Genomic DNA, 15,284 nt, shown 5'->3' with positions numbered 1-15,284 from the left:
TTTTATACTTTTATATGAAGTATTATTCAATAAAAATACCTTATGAATAAGGAAGAAACATTCCAGCCTGATGTCATCATCATAGGAACAGGATTGGCAGGGCTCACTGCTGCAATGGAAATAACCAATGCCGGGAAAAAAGTACTTTTATTAGATCAGGAAACGGAGGAAAATATGGGTGGGCAGGCATTCTGGTCATTTGGAGGCCTTTTTCTGATCAATTCGCCACAACAACGGCGCATGGGCATCAAGGATTCCTATGAACTGGCTTTACAGGATTGGCAAGGAACTGCAGGATTTGACCGTAAAGAAGATTATTGGCCTCGTCAATGGGCGGAAGCTTATCTGCAATTTGCCGCAGGCGAGAAATATGATTATATCTCCAAACTTGGGATCAAATTGATGTTTATGGTAGGTTGGGCTGAGCGTGGTGATGGATCGGCAACAGGTCATGGGAATTCTGTACCTCGTTTTCATGTGAGTTGGGGAACTGGAACAGGTGTTATAAAACCTTTTGTTGAAAAAGCCTATCAGGCTAAAGAAAAAGGATTGCTTCAAATGAAATTCAGGCATAGAGTTACTGATCTTATTATTGAAAATGGTAAAATAAAAGGTTTGAAAGGCGATATTCTGGAAAATGATAAAAAAGAAAGAGGTGTCGCAACCAACAGAAATGTGATCTCTCAATTCGAATATAATGTTCCAAATATTATCATTGCTTCCGGAGGAATTGGTGCCAATCACGAACTCGTAAGAAAAAACTGGCCGGAAAGATTGGGAAAAGCCCCCGAAAATATGGTTTGCGGTGTTCCTGCGTATGTAGACGGAAAAATGATCGGTATTGCAGAGAGTGCAGGTGCAGACATTATCAACCGCGACCGAATGTGGCATTACACAGAAGGTTTACAAAACTGGAACCCCATATGGCCCAATCATGGAATCCGGATTTTGCCGGGTCCTTCGTCTCTTTGGTTTGATGCTAAAGGGAACCGTCTTCCAGCTCCTTTTCTTCCCGGTTTTGATACATTAGGAACCTTGAAATATATTCAGGAGACAGGTTTTTCTTATTCATGGTTTATTCTTACTCAGAAAATTATTAAGAAAGAATTTGCTTTGTCAGGTTCGGAGCAGAACCCCGATATTACCAATAAAGATTATTCACTTTTCCTGAAACGAATTTTTGGAAAAAAAGCCCCAGGACCTGTAGAAGCGTTCAAAGTACATGGTAAGGATTTCATTGTATCCGACAATCTGAAAGATCTGGTAGATAAAATGAATACATTATCCGGAGATCATCTTTTACATTATGACCACATAAAGTCTCAGATAGAAGCAAGAGACAGAGAATTGGATCATAAATTTTCGAAAGATACACAGGTGAATTACATTAGAAATACCCGAAACTATCTGGGAGATAAACTTGGCCGTGTGGCGGCTCCCCATAAGATATTATCCCCCGAAAATGGACCGTTGATCGCTGTACGTCTTAATATTCTCACCAGAAAAACATTAGGCGGAATTAAAACCAATCTAAACGGACAGGTTCTAAAGGAAGATGAAAGTATCATCGAAGGTCTTTACGCTGCCGGAGAAGTCGCTGGATTTGGAGGTGGCGGAATGCATGGCTATCGTGCCCTGGAAGGAACATTCTTAGGCGGATGCATTTTTTCAGGAATGAAAGCAGGAAAATATATTGCAGGTTTATAATACCTTCATTAAAAATACAGGTAAAAAAACCATGAAACATTATTTTAACAACAAAGTGATTTGGATTACCGGTGCTTCATCAGGAATTGGAGAAGCCCTGGTAAAAAATCTGGCTCTGAATACCAATGCCCAAATTATTCTTTCCTCGAGAAAGGAAGATCTTTTACATGCTGTTGCTGAAAAAGCAGGTCTTCCTACCAATCGCTATGCGGTAATTCCTCTAGATTTGATGGATTACAAAAATATGCCCGATGTGGTTTCCAAAGCCATAGAAAAATTTGGGAGAATAGATCTCCTTATTAATAATGCCGGTTTATCTCAACGTTCTTTAGCCCTAGAAACGGATATAGAAGTAGATAAACGTCTTATGGATATAGATTTTATAGGAACGGCAGCTCTTACAAAAGCTGTACTTCCCTATATGATTAGCAATGGTAGCGGACAGATTGCCGTAGTTTCCAGCCTTATGGGAATATTTGGAGCTCCAATGCGCAGTGGTTATGCCGCTGCAAAACACGCTTTGCATGGTTTTTTTGATGCATTGCGGGCAGAATTATATGATCAGAAAATACGCATCACCATTATTTGTCCTGGTTTTATACAGACGGATATTTCCATCAATGCAGTCACCGGAGATGGTTCCAAACAAGGAACAATGGATGACGCTACCAATAATGGGATGCCTGTAGACATTTTTGCCAAGAAAATGCTTCATGCGATTGAAAAAAAGAAAAACCAACAAGCTATTGGAGGAAAAGAAGTATTGGCTGTTTATCTGAAACGATTTTTTCCCGGAATATTGGCAAAGGTAGTTCGAAAGGCGAAGGTCGTATAACAAAACAGGAATTCCACTCTGTTAAAAGAATGAAATTCCCGTATAAAAAGACTTTCAGGTTTTTAAAAATTCTTTACCAATCCTATTCCCACTGTTTTGTCCTGGTAAAAAGGCATTACCATTGTGGAGGATAGTGTATTTTTCGTTTTTTTACCACGAAGTATATGATCTATTTTAGGAAAAAGCCAGTAGGCTAACTCCGTAGAAAGTATTCCAAATCCGGCTCCTGCGACCACATCTCCCAACCAGTGCTTGTCATTCAGCATTCTGTATACTCCTGTGAAAATGGCAAAAGGATATCCGGAAAGGCTCAGCCATATATTGGTATCCTTATATTCTCTAAACATAAATTGTGCGGAAGAAAATGCTGTAGCAGAGTGTCCTGATGGAAAAGACAATGTATTGGAGCGGTCCGGTCTTTCTTCCTTCACCAGATACTTCAATGGCATGGTGAATGCGGCTGAAATCAGCTGAGAAGAAGCATAAATAATGGTTCGGTCTCTCAAATTGTGCTTTCCCTTTATCCCAAGCGCATTAAAACCATATACCATCACCGCAGGAGCATACTGGGTATAATTATCCAGGTTGGTACGACCGGGCTGATGTTCGTTGATTTCCGTTTTGGTAGATATATTAAGCTGTTTCAGATTATTCATCGATAATCCTGCAATCCCGTATCCGATAAACACAGTGGGAATAATGAGACTTTTATAATTCAGTCTGCTGGGTTGAATACTTACGATACTGTCCTGTTTTTTTTCCTGAACCGCTATTGTATCATTGGTATTCTGAGCATTAACGTTGCTGAAAGCTGTGAGTAAAACAGCGCCATACATCAGTTTTTTTTGAAAGTGCTTTTTCATCCTAAATCACATTTATAGAGTTTTAAATTCTGTATCAAAATTTATAGCTGTAGCCCAGCCTTATGACCTGAGTTTCGTAATAATCATTGCTGGTGTAAGCAAACCCAACACCCTGAATCTTTTTCTTAATGACCATTGTGTTCAGAAGATCGGAAGCATTCAGAAACACCTCTCCTTTTCCTTTCTGGATTGATTTTTTCACTCCTACATCAATCGAAAACCTTGATTGTATTCTTCCTTGTGGAATAACATCAGGAGCCAGATACACGGCTGTTAATTGTGCATCCAGACCTTTTGTAAAATGAAAAATGTTATTCATCTTCAAATTCCCTGAAATGGCAGACTGCTGATCTGCAGAAAATGTATTGGGTGAAGGATAAAGATTCAATACCGAGAATGCATCAATTTGATTTCTGTAGAGGTTTCCATTGATGTTGAAAGAGTATATATCAGAAACTTTTTGGTTCCATATGGCTTCAACACCTGTATTGTAGCTTTTTCCGGCATTCTGAAATATAGCATAGATCAAAGTACTGTTCGGAACAATACTTGAAATTCTGGTAATGGTTCCATTGGCAAAACGATGATAAAGAGCAGAATACAAATATCCATTATCCCAGTTATACTTATACCCAAGTTCCAGGGAGTTGGTAAATTGAGGCCTCAATGCGGGATTACCTACTTTAATGATTTCAGCGTCATCATACTTTGGGAAAATTCTGATATCAACTTCATTGGGACGATCTACCCTTCTGTTATAAAAAACCGAGAATTTATGGTGATCATTTACCTTATAAGCCAGTCTGAAATTGGGAAATGGCTGTGTATAATTGTAGCCATCACTTTTATAAGTAGGATGGTTGGGATTTACATCGTACTGAATTTTTACATATTCAAGCCTTAGTCCCAATTCTGCTTCCCACTTTTCGTTTTCAAAAACATAATTTCCATACACGGCAGGAATAAATTCTTTATAATCGGCTTTTCCTCCTGCAGAAACATCCAGCACAGAATTCATTCCGGGCATAAAATTCATATTAGTTGGGATATTTCTATTTCTCAGCTTAATTCCGGTTTCAATTCTTCCGTATTTTAATGGTTTGATATAATCGATATTAAAATCATACACCTGCTCGTCAGATAATAATTTAAAAGCATCTGTTCCCGTAGTTGTGGGTAAATAATTATCATAGAAGTATTTTTCATCCTCGCGATGGAAAGTGTAATTAAATCCTACGTTCAACAAATGCCCGGCTTCCTTAAATTTATGCTGATAAGAAGCTGTACCCATTACCGTTGTTTTCAGTTCATCTTCTAAAAACTGCCACAGGCGAAGGCGCTGAGAACCATCTCCATTGAAAAAAGGCTGATCTCCGCGGTCTATAATTTTCTCACTGCCATACATTCCGGAAACCGTTAATGTATTTTGATCATCAATATTCCAGTCTATTCCTGCTTTGGTAGTGAGGAAGTTGGTGTTTCTGTTTCTCTTCAGCTGTGAATTGATTACCGTTCCATTGTCATAAGTACGGGTAACAAATTCGTTTTTATTTAGCGTTTGCGTATACAGGTTATCTGCCTGCAGGAAAATATTGACTTTATTTTTTCTATAGTTAAGAGAAAGTGAGGGATTGATTTTTGGAGTCATCGTATATTGAGGGCGAATGGTTGGCAGGTTTTCTTTTCTTACCCAAAGAGACCCAAGTCCGGCAGTGAAGCCCGCTTTACCGTTCCATCCGTTTTTCTTATTCTTTTTCATAATAATGTTGATGATTCCTGCATTTCCATTGGCATCATATTTTGAAGAAGGATTGTTGATGATTTCAATTTTATCTATGGAAGAGGAAGGAATATTATCCAGACCAGTCTGGCTTCCGAACCCGGTCATTGCCGTTTGTCTGCCATCAATAAGAATCGTAACCTTATCGTTCCCCCGCAGCTGAACTTTTCCGTCCTGTACGGTAATCCCCGGTAGATTTTGCATACTTTGAAGTACAGATCCTCCGCTTTGGCTGATATTATCTGCCACCGAATATGTTTTTTTATCAAGCTGATTGCCTATTTCGGCTTTTTTAGAAGCGGTAAGGGTGACTTCTTCAATTTTATTTTCGAGATCCGGTTTCTGCTCCAGTTCGATGATCGGAATTTCCAGAAACTCTGAAAGACTTCCTATAAAAACAGGCTGTACTTGTGTAGTGTATCCTGTAACAGAAGTTTCAAGAAGATAATGATCCGGCCGTATTCCGGTCATCGAAAATCTTCCTTCTTCATTGGTAATGGTTCCGGCTACAAACGCGCTGTCTTTTTCCCTTTTTAAAATAATATTGACATAAGGCAGCGAAGCTTTCTCTTTGTTGAGAATTCTGCCTGAAACAGTTACTGAGCTCATTTGCGCAGCAGCCATTGAAGAAATAACCATTGTGGGAAAAATTAACAGCGTAGTTTTATTCATAATCTAATTTTTTGTTCCTAAAAAGAATTGTGTTTATTATTGGTCAGCTTTTTAAAGACATCTCTTTGTTGTGTTTTCTTTGTGAAATAATAATCATCAGAATCATTAAAGCCAATGATATCAGTGAGGCATTCAAGGTTCCCAGATCCAGGCCGCCTTTTGCCAGTGGTTTTGTTAAAAGATCTCCGAAAGTAGCTCCAAAAGGTCTTGTGAAAACAAAAGCAATCCAAAACAACATCACATGATTGATTTTTGTGAAATAATGCAGCATAACCACCACGATAATAATAAGTCCTGTAATGCAGGCTCCGGTTAAATAGCCAAGTCCCAGGTTATCACTCAGAAAATCTCCGAATGCCGTTCCCAGACTATTGGAAAATAATATGGCTGTCCAGTAATACAATTCTTTATTTCGTTCAAAAATTGGATACACCTCAAGGTTCTTATATTTTTTATACCAAAAGAACAGGGATAGCAACAGTCCGGAAAGTAAGATCAGGCTGCCTGCGAAATACCCCGCTTTTAATGTTCTGTCGATGAAATCTGAGATTTCAGTTCCTAAAGTCGTTGTTCCTATAATCACCAGCCAGTACACATCCGGAATATACCTTTTGAGGTTGAGCTGTACGGATAAGATCAGAATGAAAAACAGTAAGGTAACCAAGATTCCCATGGTATATCCCAGATTAAGTGTCATGGAAATAAAATCTCCCAAAGTCTCTCCCAAGGTTGTGGCCACAATTTTCATCAGCCAGAAAAGAAGAGTTACAGACGCTACTTTATTGAGTGTTTTCATCTTGATAAGCTTTACATTAAATTTTCTGTTCACATGACATTTAAATCCTTATAAAATGATCAGGCTTTAAATTTGGTCAGTATATTATTTTTGTAACAATAGAATTCATGAGTGGTCTTTTTACCTAAAGCATATACTTTCTCAATATGTACATCATCATAATGTTCCATGAGATGATGATACATCTCTTTGAGGTTTCCTGATAAATCTTCAGGTTGTATACTTTTTTCAAGCTCAATGCCTTTGTCGGCTTTATATTCCAGCACCACTCGCGTATCTCTCCAGGACATTGCATATACATTTTTATTTTCCTCAGACGATGTACGAATTGTAATCTGATCCTGCTGGATAATTTTACCGGAAGTAGTGGTCATTAAAGTAATCCCGGAAACAACCATTGCCCCATACCCTATTTTTCTGAACAGATTTTCGCTGAGATGCGGAAGAATATATTGTACTGTATAAGAAGATACAACCGCACCTACCGCAATAGCAATTCCCAGCCATAATGCCATATTGGAATATAATCCTAAGGATATATAAATGATAAGTTTGATCAGGTGAAGAAAAACTTCGTTAGCCGCACGCGTTGCTACAATTTCCTCTTTTTTAAGTCCGAATTTTAAATAAAACCGATTAAAAAGAAGCCCGACAGCTCCTGTAATTCCTGAAATAAAACCTGCTGAAAAGCCAATGAGTGCCAGAGCCGACGTAGGATAAGGTTTCTCCGGGTCTTCTTTTTTATTCTTTGAGGCAAAAAGCTGCGGCAGATTGGCGATCAGAAAGAAAGCTACCATTAGCTGCAGATAATTGGGGTTTACATATTTAATAAGATAAGCTCCAAGTAAAACGGCCGGAATGGAAAATGGCACAAACCACAGAAATATTTTCCAGTTGATATGTTTTTTAAACACAGCAATGCGTGAGGCAGAACTTGTAAAGGTACCGATCGTTAAGGAGAAAGGAACCAAAGAGGTAGGAAGCAACAGATTAAGAATAGGGATCAAAATCAGACTTGCACCGCCTCCACAAATAGCGCTGATCCAAAATGCAAGTATTGTTCCTGCGAATAAAAGGGCAATTTTTACAATCATTTCTAAATAAAATTTACACTTCAGTATATTTTCAATACAAAGGTGCAATCCGATTTAGAAGAAATTTAGAATTCTCGGACCCTGCTATTTTTTTAACGATAAATTAACAGTAAAAATATGATGTCCGTTTTCAAACCTGTAGCTGACCATCCATTGATGAAACTTAGCTATTTCCTGAATAATAGGAAGCCCCAGGCCGCTGCCATTGCTGTCTGTAGACAGTTTTGAAAATCTTTTAAATAATAAATCCTCATTCAGCTTTTCTATACCGGAATTGGAAACTTCAAAAGCAGATTCCGTTAAACGTATTCCAATAGAACCCTCGGGAGCAGTATGCCTGATCGCATTTACAATAAGATTATTGATCATAATTTCTGTAAGACTGCTGTTTCCACTGAGTTTCACATCGGAAGAGATATTTTTCTGCACGGAAATATTTTTCTGTTCAACATGCTCCTGTAGAATTTCGATACTTTGATGAAGAAGCTGATCAAATGATATTATTTCAGAATTATCAAACTGATTATTGTCTATTTTAGCAAGTAACAGAAGGTTTTTATTGATTCTTGAACTTCTTGTTAACGCCCGGTTGATCTGTTCAGCAATTCTATATTGCTTTTCGGTAAGATCCTGATCCTGAAGCAGAAGATCCAGTTTGTTTTTGATAATGGCAAGAGGAGTCTGCAATTCGTGAGAAGCATTTTCAGTAAACTCTTTCTGGTTTTTATAGACTGAGACATTGTGCTCAATCAATTTTTGGAGAGACTGATTAAGTTCCTCAAATTCTGTAATATCAGAAACGGGAAATACAATGGTAGACTGACGGTTGAGTTTAAAAGTCTTTAATTGGTCCAGAGTGTCCCGGAATGGTTTCCAGATTGAAGCAGACAGCTTTCTGTTCAGATATAACAGTCCGACTACAATCATCACAAAGAAAAATATGGTAATCATAGCAATTACTGCTATTGTTTCGTGAGATTCTTCAATATTGGTTTGTATTGTAAAAAGATAGGGTTTATTTTGAATATAAATAACCTTCTGAAGACATCGGTAACGCTCTTTTTTCTGTTCTGAGATAAAAGGCAGGTGTTTTTCATAGGTATAAACCGTATCTCCTTTTATTTTATCTGCCGGAATTTTCTCAATATTCGTTTCAGGCTGAATATGATTCCACAAAATAAGGCTTTTATCAAGCTCTGCATCAGACAGTTTTAACTGATTAAACTCATAAGCTGTTTTCTCTACAATAATCTGGTTATGTTCATCCAGTTCGTTTTTCCAGATGGTATCCACTACAAAATAATATACGGGAATACTTATCGTCAATACAATAAGGACGTAGATGAGGAAAGGCTTTGTGGTTTTACTGAGTAGAGGTTTCAAAATTGATAGAGTATTTTTCAGGTTTTACTTGATTATTTTATATTGTGCGATTATTCTACTTCCCATTTATATCCTGTACCATACACCGTTTTGAGGTAGTGCTGCGAGCCGGCATCATAAAGTTTCTTTTTGAGATTCTTCACATGAGCATACACAAAATCATGGTTATCAAGCATATCAGCAAAATCACCGGAAAGATGCTCAGCCAGAGTACTTTTTGAGATGACTTTATTTTTATTTCCGATAAAATAGATCAGAAGATCAAATTCTTTCTTCGTGAGTGCAATATTTTCATGATTTACCACTACAGTTTTAGCCAGAAGATCGATCTGAAGCTCGTTTTGTGTCACTACATTGGAACTGCTGAACTGCTTTCTTCGGATAATAGAATACACTCTGGCCATCAATTCCGAAAGATGAAAAGGCTTCGTCAGATAATCATCAGCACCCAATTTCAGACCTTCAATCTTATCATCCAATGCATTTTTTGCTGAAATGATGATCACTCCATCTTGCTTTTGCTTTTTCTTCAGTTCTTCCAAAATCCTGAGACCGTTTCCATCAGGAAGCATAATGTCCAATATGATACAGTCATACTGAAACGTGTCTACTTTGTTCATCGCTTCGGTATAAGTACCGGCCAGCTCACAGAGATAGCTTTCTTCCGACAGATATTCGGAAATACTTTTAGCCAGTTCGGTTTCGTCTTCTATAATGAGAATTTTCATGCGATAAAACTATCATTAAATTTTGAATAAATTTTGAATTCCTAATCCATGAATAGAATGTACAAAAATAAAATGAATGTTTCTCACTATTTTAATCATTAAAAATTTTAACTTTATATATACCGTGATAAACATTGATTGCGAGAACATTATTCAACAATTCTTGAGTCTAAAAAATATCTTAACTGGTAATTCTGTCAGATATTTCATAAATTTACGGAACTGTATCAATCTGATAGCAGGATTAAAATTTTTCCCAGGTGAAAATTCACAACAAAAAAAAGTACTTAAGCTTCCTTAAATTTAAAAGAGATTTCCAGAAATATGGTTTGGAAAAAGCACGCAGTTATGAGCTTATTCTGCATTGGCTGAACAATCGTCTGAGCAGAAACCAGTTTCTTGTTCTTTCCGGAATTCTCGTGGGATGTACGGCTGGTTTAGCCGGAGTGATCCTGAAAACACTCGTTCACAACATCCATTATTTTATTACCAATAAAGTCCATTTTGAGTATCAGATTTTATTTTATATTGTTTTTCCTTTCTTAGGAATCGTTTTAACAACCATGATTGTTCTGACGTTGTTTAAAGGGCAGGACAGAAAAGGTATCGGGGCTATTTTATATGAAATTGCACAAAATTCCAGTATTGTAGCGTCTGTAAAAATGTATTCGCAGGTTATTCAAAGTGCTATTACCGTTGGTTTAGGAGGATCTGCAGGGCTAGAAAGTCCTATTGCCGTTACCGGAGCTGCCATTGGGTCCAACTATGCACAAACCTACAGACTTAGCTATAAAGAACGAACACTGCTTTTAGCTGCGGGAGCCACTGCCGGGATTGCTTCAGCATTTAATGCACCTATTGCCGGGATCATGTTTGCTTTTGAAATTCTACTCACCGGAGTTGTATTCACTGATTTTATTCCTCTGGTTGTTGCGGCCGTTTGCGGAAGCCTTTTATCCAGAATTTTGCTGCAGGAAGACGTACTTTTCAGATTTTACACCAGAGATCCTTTTAACTATAAAAATGTACCTTATTACCTTATTTTGGGATTGGTAACAGGGTTATATGCCCGATATTTTGTCATTATCTCTCAAAAAGTAGAACATTTTATCAAAGGACTCCAACTTTCCAGAATACGTAAAGCGATGTTTGGAGGTGCTGTTCTTTCATTATTATGCGTTTTATTTCCTCCATTATTTGGGGAAGGCTATGAAACAGTAAAGGCTTTTACGAATGGAAATACTTATTCTATTATCGAAAACAGCTTTTTCAGATATTTTGAGATCGGAGACTGGACCATCATTATATTTCTGGTTCTTGTTCTTCTTTTAAAAGCTTTTGCAACGTCATTTACCATCTTTAGTGGAGGAAATGGAGGAAACTTTGCTCCGTCTTTATTTGCGGGAGGTACTTTGGGATATTTGTTTGCCTTAATATGTCAGCATATTGGATTTACCGATGTTCCTGTTACCAATCTTGTCCTGGTTGGAATGGCAGGAGCCATGAGCGGTGTTTTGTATGCCCCGCTTACCGCTATATTTCTGATTGCAGAATCCAGTTTCGGATATGATCTTTTTATTCCTCTAATGATTGTTTCTGTAATGTCTTATCTTATTGCCAAGTGGTTCTCTCCTATCTCTCCTGAACTTAAATCTTTAGCAGATGAAGGAAAAATATTCACTAATAAACATGATAAAAACCTCCTTTTTGCTCTTAGAACAGAAGATTTTATTGATAAATATTCGCAAACGATCCATGAAAATGACGCTATTACAGAATTGTTTGAATTGGTAAAAAATGGAGATAAAAATATTTTTGCCGTAATAGATGAAAACCGAAAACTAAAAGGTGTACTTACTCTGGATGATATCAGACCTTATCTTTTCAATAAAGAGATTGATCCTTTACAGAAAGTTATCCAGGTGATGAAAGCTCCGCCTGCTATTCTTCATCGTGAAAATAAGCCTTTGGATATTCTTCAGACTTTTGATGATACAGGGGTATGGAATCTTCCTGTAGTCAGTGAAAATAATGATTTCATCGGGTTTATCTCAAAATCTTCTATCCTGATGAGCTACAGACAGCTTCTTAAAGAATACTCCGATTAAGACCATTTTTTAACCATATCAATAAAAAATCCGTTCAGTTTTGAACGGATTTCTTTTAATCTAATAATGAGGGGTATATAATTAATTGCTTACTTTATTCAGCAGATCAATATCGTCCTGATCTAAAACCAACTTGGGAGCATTGAACAGCGTATCAAGTTGTGATGCACTGGTTGCACTTACAATAGGTGCTGTGATCAGCGGATTGGCTAATAGCCATGCAAGAGCAACCGTACTCTGTGGAGCCTGATGCTTTTCACCTACCTGATCAAGCGCTTTTAATACAGCAATTCCTTTATCATTCAAATATTTTCTCACTCCTTCTCCCCTTGTGCTTTTGGCAAAATCTGCTTCGGTGCGGTATTTTCCTGTCAGGAATCCTGCTGCTAGCGACCAATATGGAAAAACGCTTAAATCAAATTCTTCTACTAAAGGGGCATAATTTTTTTCAAAACCTTCTCTTTCCACCAGGTTATAATGGGGCTGTAATGCTACATATTTAGGAAGGTTATACTTTTCCGATGCTTCAAATGAGGCCTTTAAACGTTCCGGAGAAAGGTTAGACGCTGCAATATAACGTACTTTTCCAGCTTTAATAATCTCATCATAAGCAGAAAGGGTTTCTTCTACCGGAGTGGTATGATCATCAAAATGAGTATAATAAATGTCAATATGATCAGTTTGAAGTCTTTGCAGAGATTCATCCACAGATTGTAAAATATGCTTCTTGCTGATATCGTAACCATGTTCTTTGGTTTCAGAACCTACTTTGGTGGCCAGTACAATATCTTTGCGGTTGGAGCGGTTTTTCATCCACTTTCCGATGATTTCCTCAGACTGTCCGCCTTTTCCGTTTACCCACCATGAATAGGTATCTGCAGTATCTATAAAATTAAAACCTTCATCTGCAAAACGATCCAATATAGCAAAGGACTGCTTTTCGTCCAAAGTCCATCCAAAAACATTTCCTCCAAAATTAATGGGTGCTATGGCAAGGTCCGTATTTTTGATTTTTCTTTTTTCCATAAAAATAATTTTACTAAGTGACCTCTAAGGTAAGGAATATAGAGGCAAATAAAAGATTTAAAATAGCCATGCTGTCTATAGTTATTATAAATCAAAATCCCCATTTTTCCTCGTTTTTTTTCAATAAAAAGACAAAAAAACAGCCTTCCAATGAAAGACTGTTTTATCTATCAATAAAAAAATAAGGCTACTTTTCAGCCTGAGGTATCTCAAGAGCTGTAAGCAGTAGTTTATATTCCTGCAGCTGCAGGTTTATCGTTGGTAATCCGTTTTTGAAAAATGAAGATGTTGTAAACAGATTACGGTAATATTCTATTCCTTCTAATACATTATTTTTGAAAGTGTTCCATTTTTTAGATTGAGAACTGGTAATCTGAACAGATGAACTGGTAATTTCCTTTTTCAGATAATCTATGTACATTTTAAGTTCGTTGATAAACATATTCGGACGTTGATTATCAGAAAGAATATTGGCATTTCCATAAATATGCTGTACCATTTCCGACAGAGAAACTTCCTTATCAAAAAAAGCGATATTCGGTCCCGGGCATATAACAACACCTTGTTTTTCTCCTTTTATCGCAAGATTCTGTTCCATGTACGCCGCATTTACCAATCCTACGCACAGGCAGGCTTTGTCTGTAATTTCTGCTTTCTTTTTATTAAACTGTTCCGGAGATAAAGATGATTGCTCGCCATACAGCTCTTTCAATCTGATCTCCTGGTATTTTTTAGACGCCGTACAGGTTCCTTCCTGTGAAAATTCTTTACTTAAAGCCAATAATTTCTTTGGACACGAACTTCCATATCTACCCTTTGCTTCTTTTTCATACTTTAATCTTTCATTGGAAGTCCCTTTTACAGTATTGAAAGGAACACCCAAAGGCGAAATATTGCTGAGATAAAGATCCTCTTCTTTGGATTGTAAAAGAAGATTACGCGTTTCCGGATCTACAGAAGTCGCTTCAGGAACTAAAAGAAAGGGAGAACCCCATCCGACACTGTCGACATCATAATTCGCCAATAAAAAATCATGCTCTTCGGACGTTCCGACTCCTCCCTGAACGGTAATTTTCATTTCTAAAGGTTCAGAGACAACAGGTTTTCCTTTCTGCTGCAAAGCCGTAATCATTAAAGCATGAGCAGATTGTATCAAATCGTTTTTTTTCTGCTTAAATTCTTCCATAATAGGCCCCAAAAGCATTCCTTCGGTAGCAAATGCATGACCGCCACAGTTCAGCCCGGATTCTATTCTGTATTCTGAAACCCAAAGTCCCTTTTTAGCTAAAAAATTTCCCTGGATCATTGCAGAACGGAAGTCACTGACTTTAAGGATGATTTTCTTTTTTATAATTCCGTTTTCATTGGGGAAGAAGTCTTCAAATTCTTCCATATAGCTGTATAAACGGGGGTTCATTCCGGCAGAAAGAACCATAGAAGAAGATAATTTACTCATCGCAAACCCGCGAAGTGAAGCATGAGCATCATTGTACATTACAGGAAGCTGTTCATTTTTCTGAAAATTATCTTTATCTACTTTCGTCATGATATTTACATCAATACTTCCCGGCTTTAGGTTAGACTCAATGAAATTCTTAATATTTGAGCTCCAGTTATCCGTTTGATTCATAAAGTTCTGAAGGCTGTCCTTCAGATCTGAGGTATTGGGCAACATTGCCATAAAGTCTTTCAAAGCCTCCTTATTTTTGCTGATTTCCTGTTTGAAAGATTCAAATTTTTCGTTCACGATATCATCAACCATATCCAGATAGGCTGTAATTCTTTTGGCTCTGTAGTCTTCCGTTTTTGTTGAAATTCCTAAATAATCGAGATTAAATTTCTTATTATAAAAGTTTTTCATTTTTTCCAGAATTTCATCATCAATAATAGAAATAACGGAAGAGATTCCATATTGAGCAACGCGGATGGGGCTGTCTATTGTATACGCCAGTCCCATTACCGGAATATGGAAATTGTGCAAAGGTTTTTTTGTCATATATTGTCGATAAAAGTTTTCCTTAATGCACTAAAAATCCTTCTAAAAACTATTCACTCTTTAAATATATTATTTTACAATGAATTATGCATTAAATAACATTTTTAATATTGAAAACATGCCAAATATCATCATTTACAACCAAAAGTACTTTCGATATTCTCTTTGTTGAAGCGATAACGGGTTTTCTAATCTACAGAGAGTATAGAAAATCCGGAGATCTTTTTCAGATTCTATCCTCAATAAAAAACCCGCCAACCTGTTAAGATCAGCGGGTTTTGTAGAAAATAATATTA

General features: G+C 37.1%; 11 protein-coding genes. 3 read left to right on the top strand and 8 right to left on the bottom strand.

The features are described 5' to 3' along the window. Window positions 1–42: 42 nt before the first annotated feature. Together ACQ76T_RS06870 and ACQ76T_RS06865 are read left to right on the top strand one after the other, a co-directional pair. A complete protein-coding gene (locus ACQ76T_RS06870) occupies window positions 43–1,707 on the top strand; it encodes an FAD-binding dehydrogenase (protein ID WP_431342578.1) in 1,665 nt (554 codons plus the stop codon). 31 nt (window positions 1,708–1,738) lie between these two features. Beyond that, complete coding sequence (locus ACQ76T_RS06865; RefSeq protein ID WP_431342577.1) at window positions 1,739–2,542, top strand: SDR family oxidoreductase; 804 nt, start codon at window positions 1,739–1,741, stop codon at window positions 2,540–2,542. 62 nt (window positions 2,543–2,604) lie between these two features. Here ACQ76T_RS06865 and ACQ76T_RS06860 read toward each other — a convergent pair whose 3' ends face one another. The 6 genes from ACQ76T_RS06860 to ACQ76T_RS06835 form a co-directional block, all read right to left on the bottom strand. After that, the gene (locus ACQ76T_RS06860; RefSeq protein WP_431342576.1) at window positions 2,605–3,405 is read right to left on the bottom strand and encodes a phosphatase PAP2 family protein; all 801 of its coding nucleotides are present in this window, start codon (window positions 3,403–3,405) and stop codon (window positions 2,605–2,607) included. Window positions 3,406–3,439: 34 nt separating this feature from the next. Next, window positions 3,440–5,857, bottom strand: coding sequence for a TonB-dependent receptor domain-containing protein (locus ACQ76T_RS06855; RefSeq protein ID WP_431342575.1), 2,418 nt, complete (start codon window positions 5,855–5,857; stop codon window positions 3,440–3,442). A gap of 43 nt (window positions 5,858–5,900) precedes the next feature. After that, window positions 5,901–6,653, bottom strand: coding sequence for a COG4705 family protein (locus ACQ76T_RS06850; protein WP_431342574.1), 753 nt, complete (start codon window positions 6,651–6,653; stop codon window positions 5,901–5,903). Window positions 6,654–6,712: 59 nt separating this feature from the next. Further along, window positions 6,713–7,747: a sulfite exporter TauE/SafE family protein gene (locus ACQ76T_RS06845; RefSeq protein WP_431342573.1), complete on the bottom strand. Its 1,035-nt coding sequence runs from the start codon at window positions 7,745–7,747 to the stop codon at window positions 6,713–6,715. Between the two features lie 84 nt (window positions 7,748–7,831). Further along, a complete protein-coding gene (locus tag ACQ76T_RS06840; RefSeq protein WP_431342572.1) occupies window positions 7,832–9,130 on the bottom strand; it encodes a sensor histidine kinase in 1,299 nt (432 codons plus the stop codon). A 50-nt stretch (window positions 9,131–9,180) separates the two neighbouring features. Further along, window positions 9,181–9,858: a response regulator transcription factor gene (locus tag ACQ76T_RS06835; RefSeq protein WP_431342571.1), complete on the bottom strand. Its 678-nt coding sequence runs from the start codon at window positions 9,856–9,858 to the stop codon at window positions 9,181–9,183. A 260-nt stretch (window positions 9,859–10,118) separates the two neighbouring features. On the opposite strand from ACQ76T_RS06835, the gene ACQ76T_RS06830 reads away from it, so the two are divergent. Continuing rightward, a complete protein-coding gene (locus ACQ76T_RS06830) occupies window positions 10,119–11,966 on the top strand; it encodes a chloride channel protein (RefSeq protein ID WP_431342570.1) in 1,848 nt (615 codons plus the stop codon). 81 nt (window positions 11,967–12,047) lie between these two features. Here the strand turns inward: ACQ76T_RS06830 and ACQ76T_RS06825 are convergent, their stop codons facing one another. Then, entirely contained in the window at window positions 12,048–12,992 is a 945-nt protein-coding gene (locus ACQ76T_RS06825) for an aldo/keto reductase (RefSeq protein ID WP_431342569.1), read from the bottom strand. A gap of 187 nt (window positions 12,993–13,179) precedes the next feature. Continuing rightward, window positions 13,180–14,988: a hypothetical protein gene (locus ACQ76T_RS06820; RefSeq protein ID WP_431342568.1), complete on the bottom strand. Its 1,809-nt coding sequence runs from the start codon at window positions 14,986–14,988 to the stop codon at window positions 13,180–13,182. Window positions 14,989–15,284: the final 296 nt, after the last annotated feature.

Source organism: Chryseobacterium sp. JK1, from assembly GCF_050632815.1.
Taxonomy (GTDB): Bacteria; Bacteroidota; Bacteroidia; order Flavobacteriales; family Weeksellaceae; genus Chryseobacterium.
The sequence above is the reverse complement of the archived record's forward strand: the minus strand, read 5'-3'. Positions and strand labels throughout refer to the sequence as shown.

Excerpts from the sequence above, each read along its gene's own strand:
- ACQ76T_RS06860 (WP_431342576.1), bottom strand. The coding sequence starts at position 3,405 with ATGAAAAAGCACTTTCAAAAAAAACTGATGTATGGCGCTGTTTTACTC.
- ACQ76T_RS06835 (WP_431342571.1), bottom strand. The coding sequence starts at position 9,858 with ATGAAAATTCTCATTATAGAAGACGAAACCGAACTGGCTAAAAGTATT.
- ACQ76T_RS06820 (WP_431342568.1), bottom strand. The coding sequence starts at position 14,988 with ATGACAAAAAAACCTTTGCACAATTTCCATATTCCGGTAATGGGACTG.
- ACQ76T_RS06855 (WP_431342575.1), bottom strand. The coding sequence starts at position 5,857 with ATGAATAAAACTACGCTGTTAATTTTTCCCACAATGGTTATTTCTTCA.
- ACQ76T_RS06825 (WP_431342569.1), bottom strand. The coding sequence starts at position 12,992 with ATGGAAAAAAGAAAAATCAAAAATACGGACCTTGCCATAGCACCCATT.
- ACQ76T_RS06865 (WP_431342577.1), top strand. The coding sequence starts at position 1,739 with ATGAAACATTATTTTAACAACAAAGTGATTTGGATTACCGGTGCTTCA.
- ACQ76T_RS06870 (WP_431342578.1), top strand. The coding sequence starts at position 43 with ATGAATAAGGAAGAAACATTCCAGCCTGATGTCATCATCATAGGAACA.
- ACQ76T_RS06845 (WP_431342573.1), bottom strand. The coding sequence starts at position 7,747 with ATGATTGTAAAAATTGCCCTTTTATTCGCAGGAACAATACTTGCATTT.
- ACQ76T_RS06850 (WP_431342574.1), bottom strand. The coding sequence starts at position 6,653 with ATGAAAACACTCAATAAAGTAGCGTCTGTAACTCTTCTTTTCTGGCTG.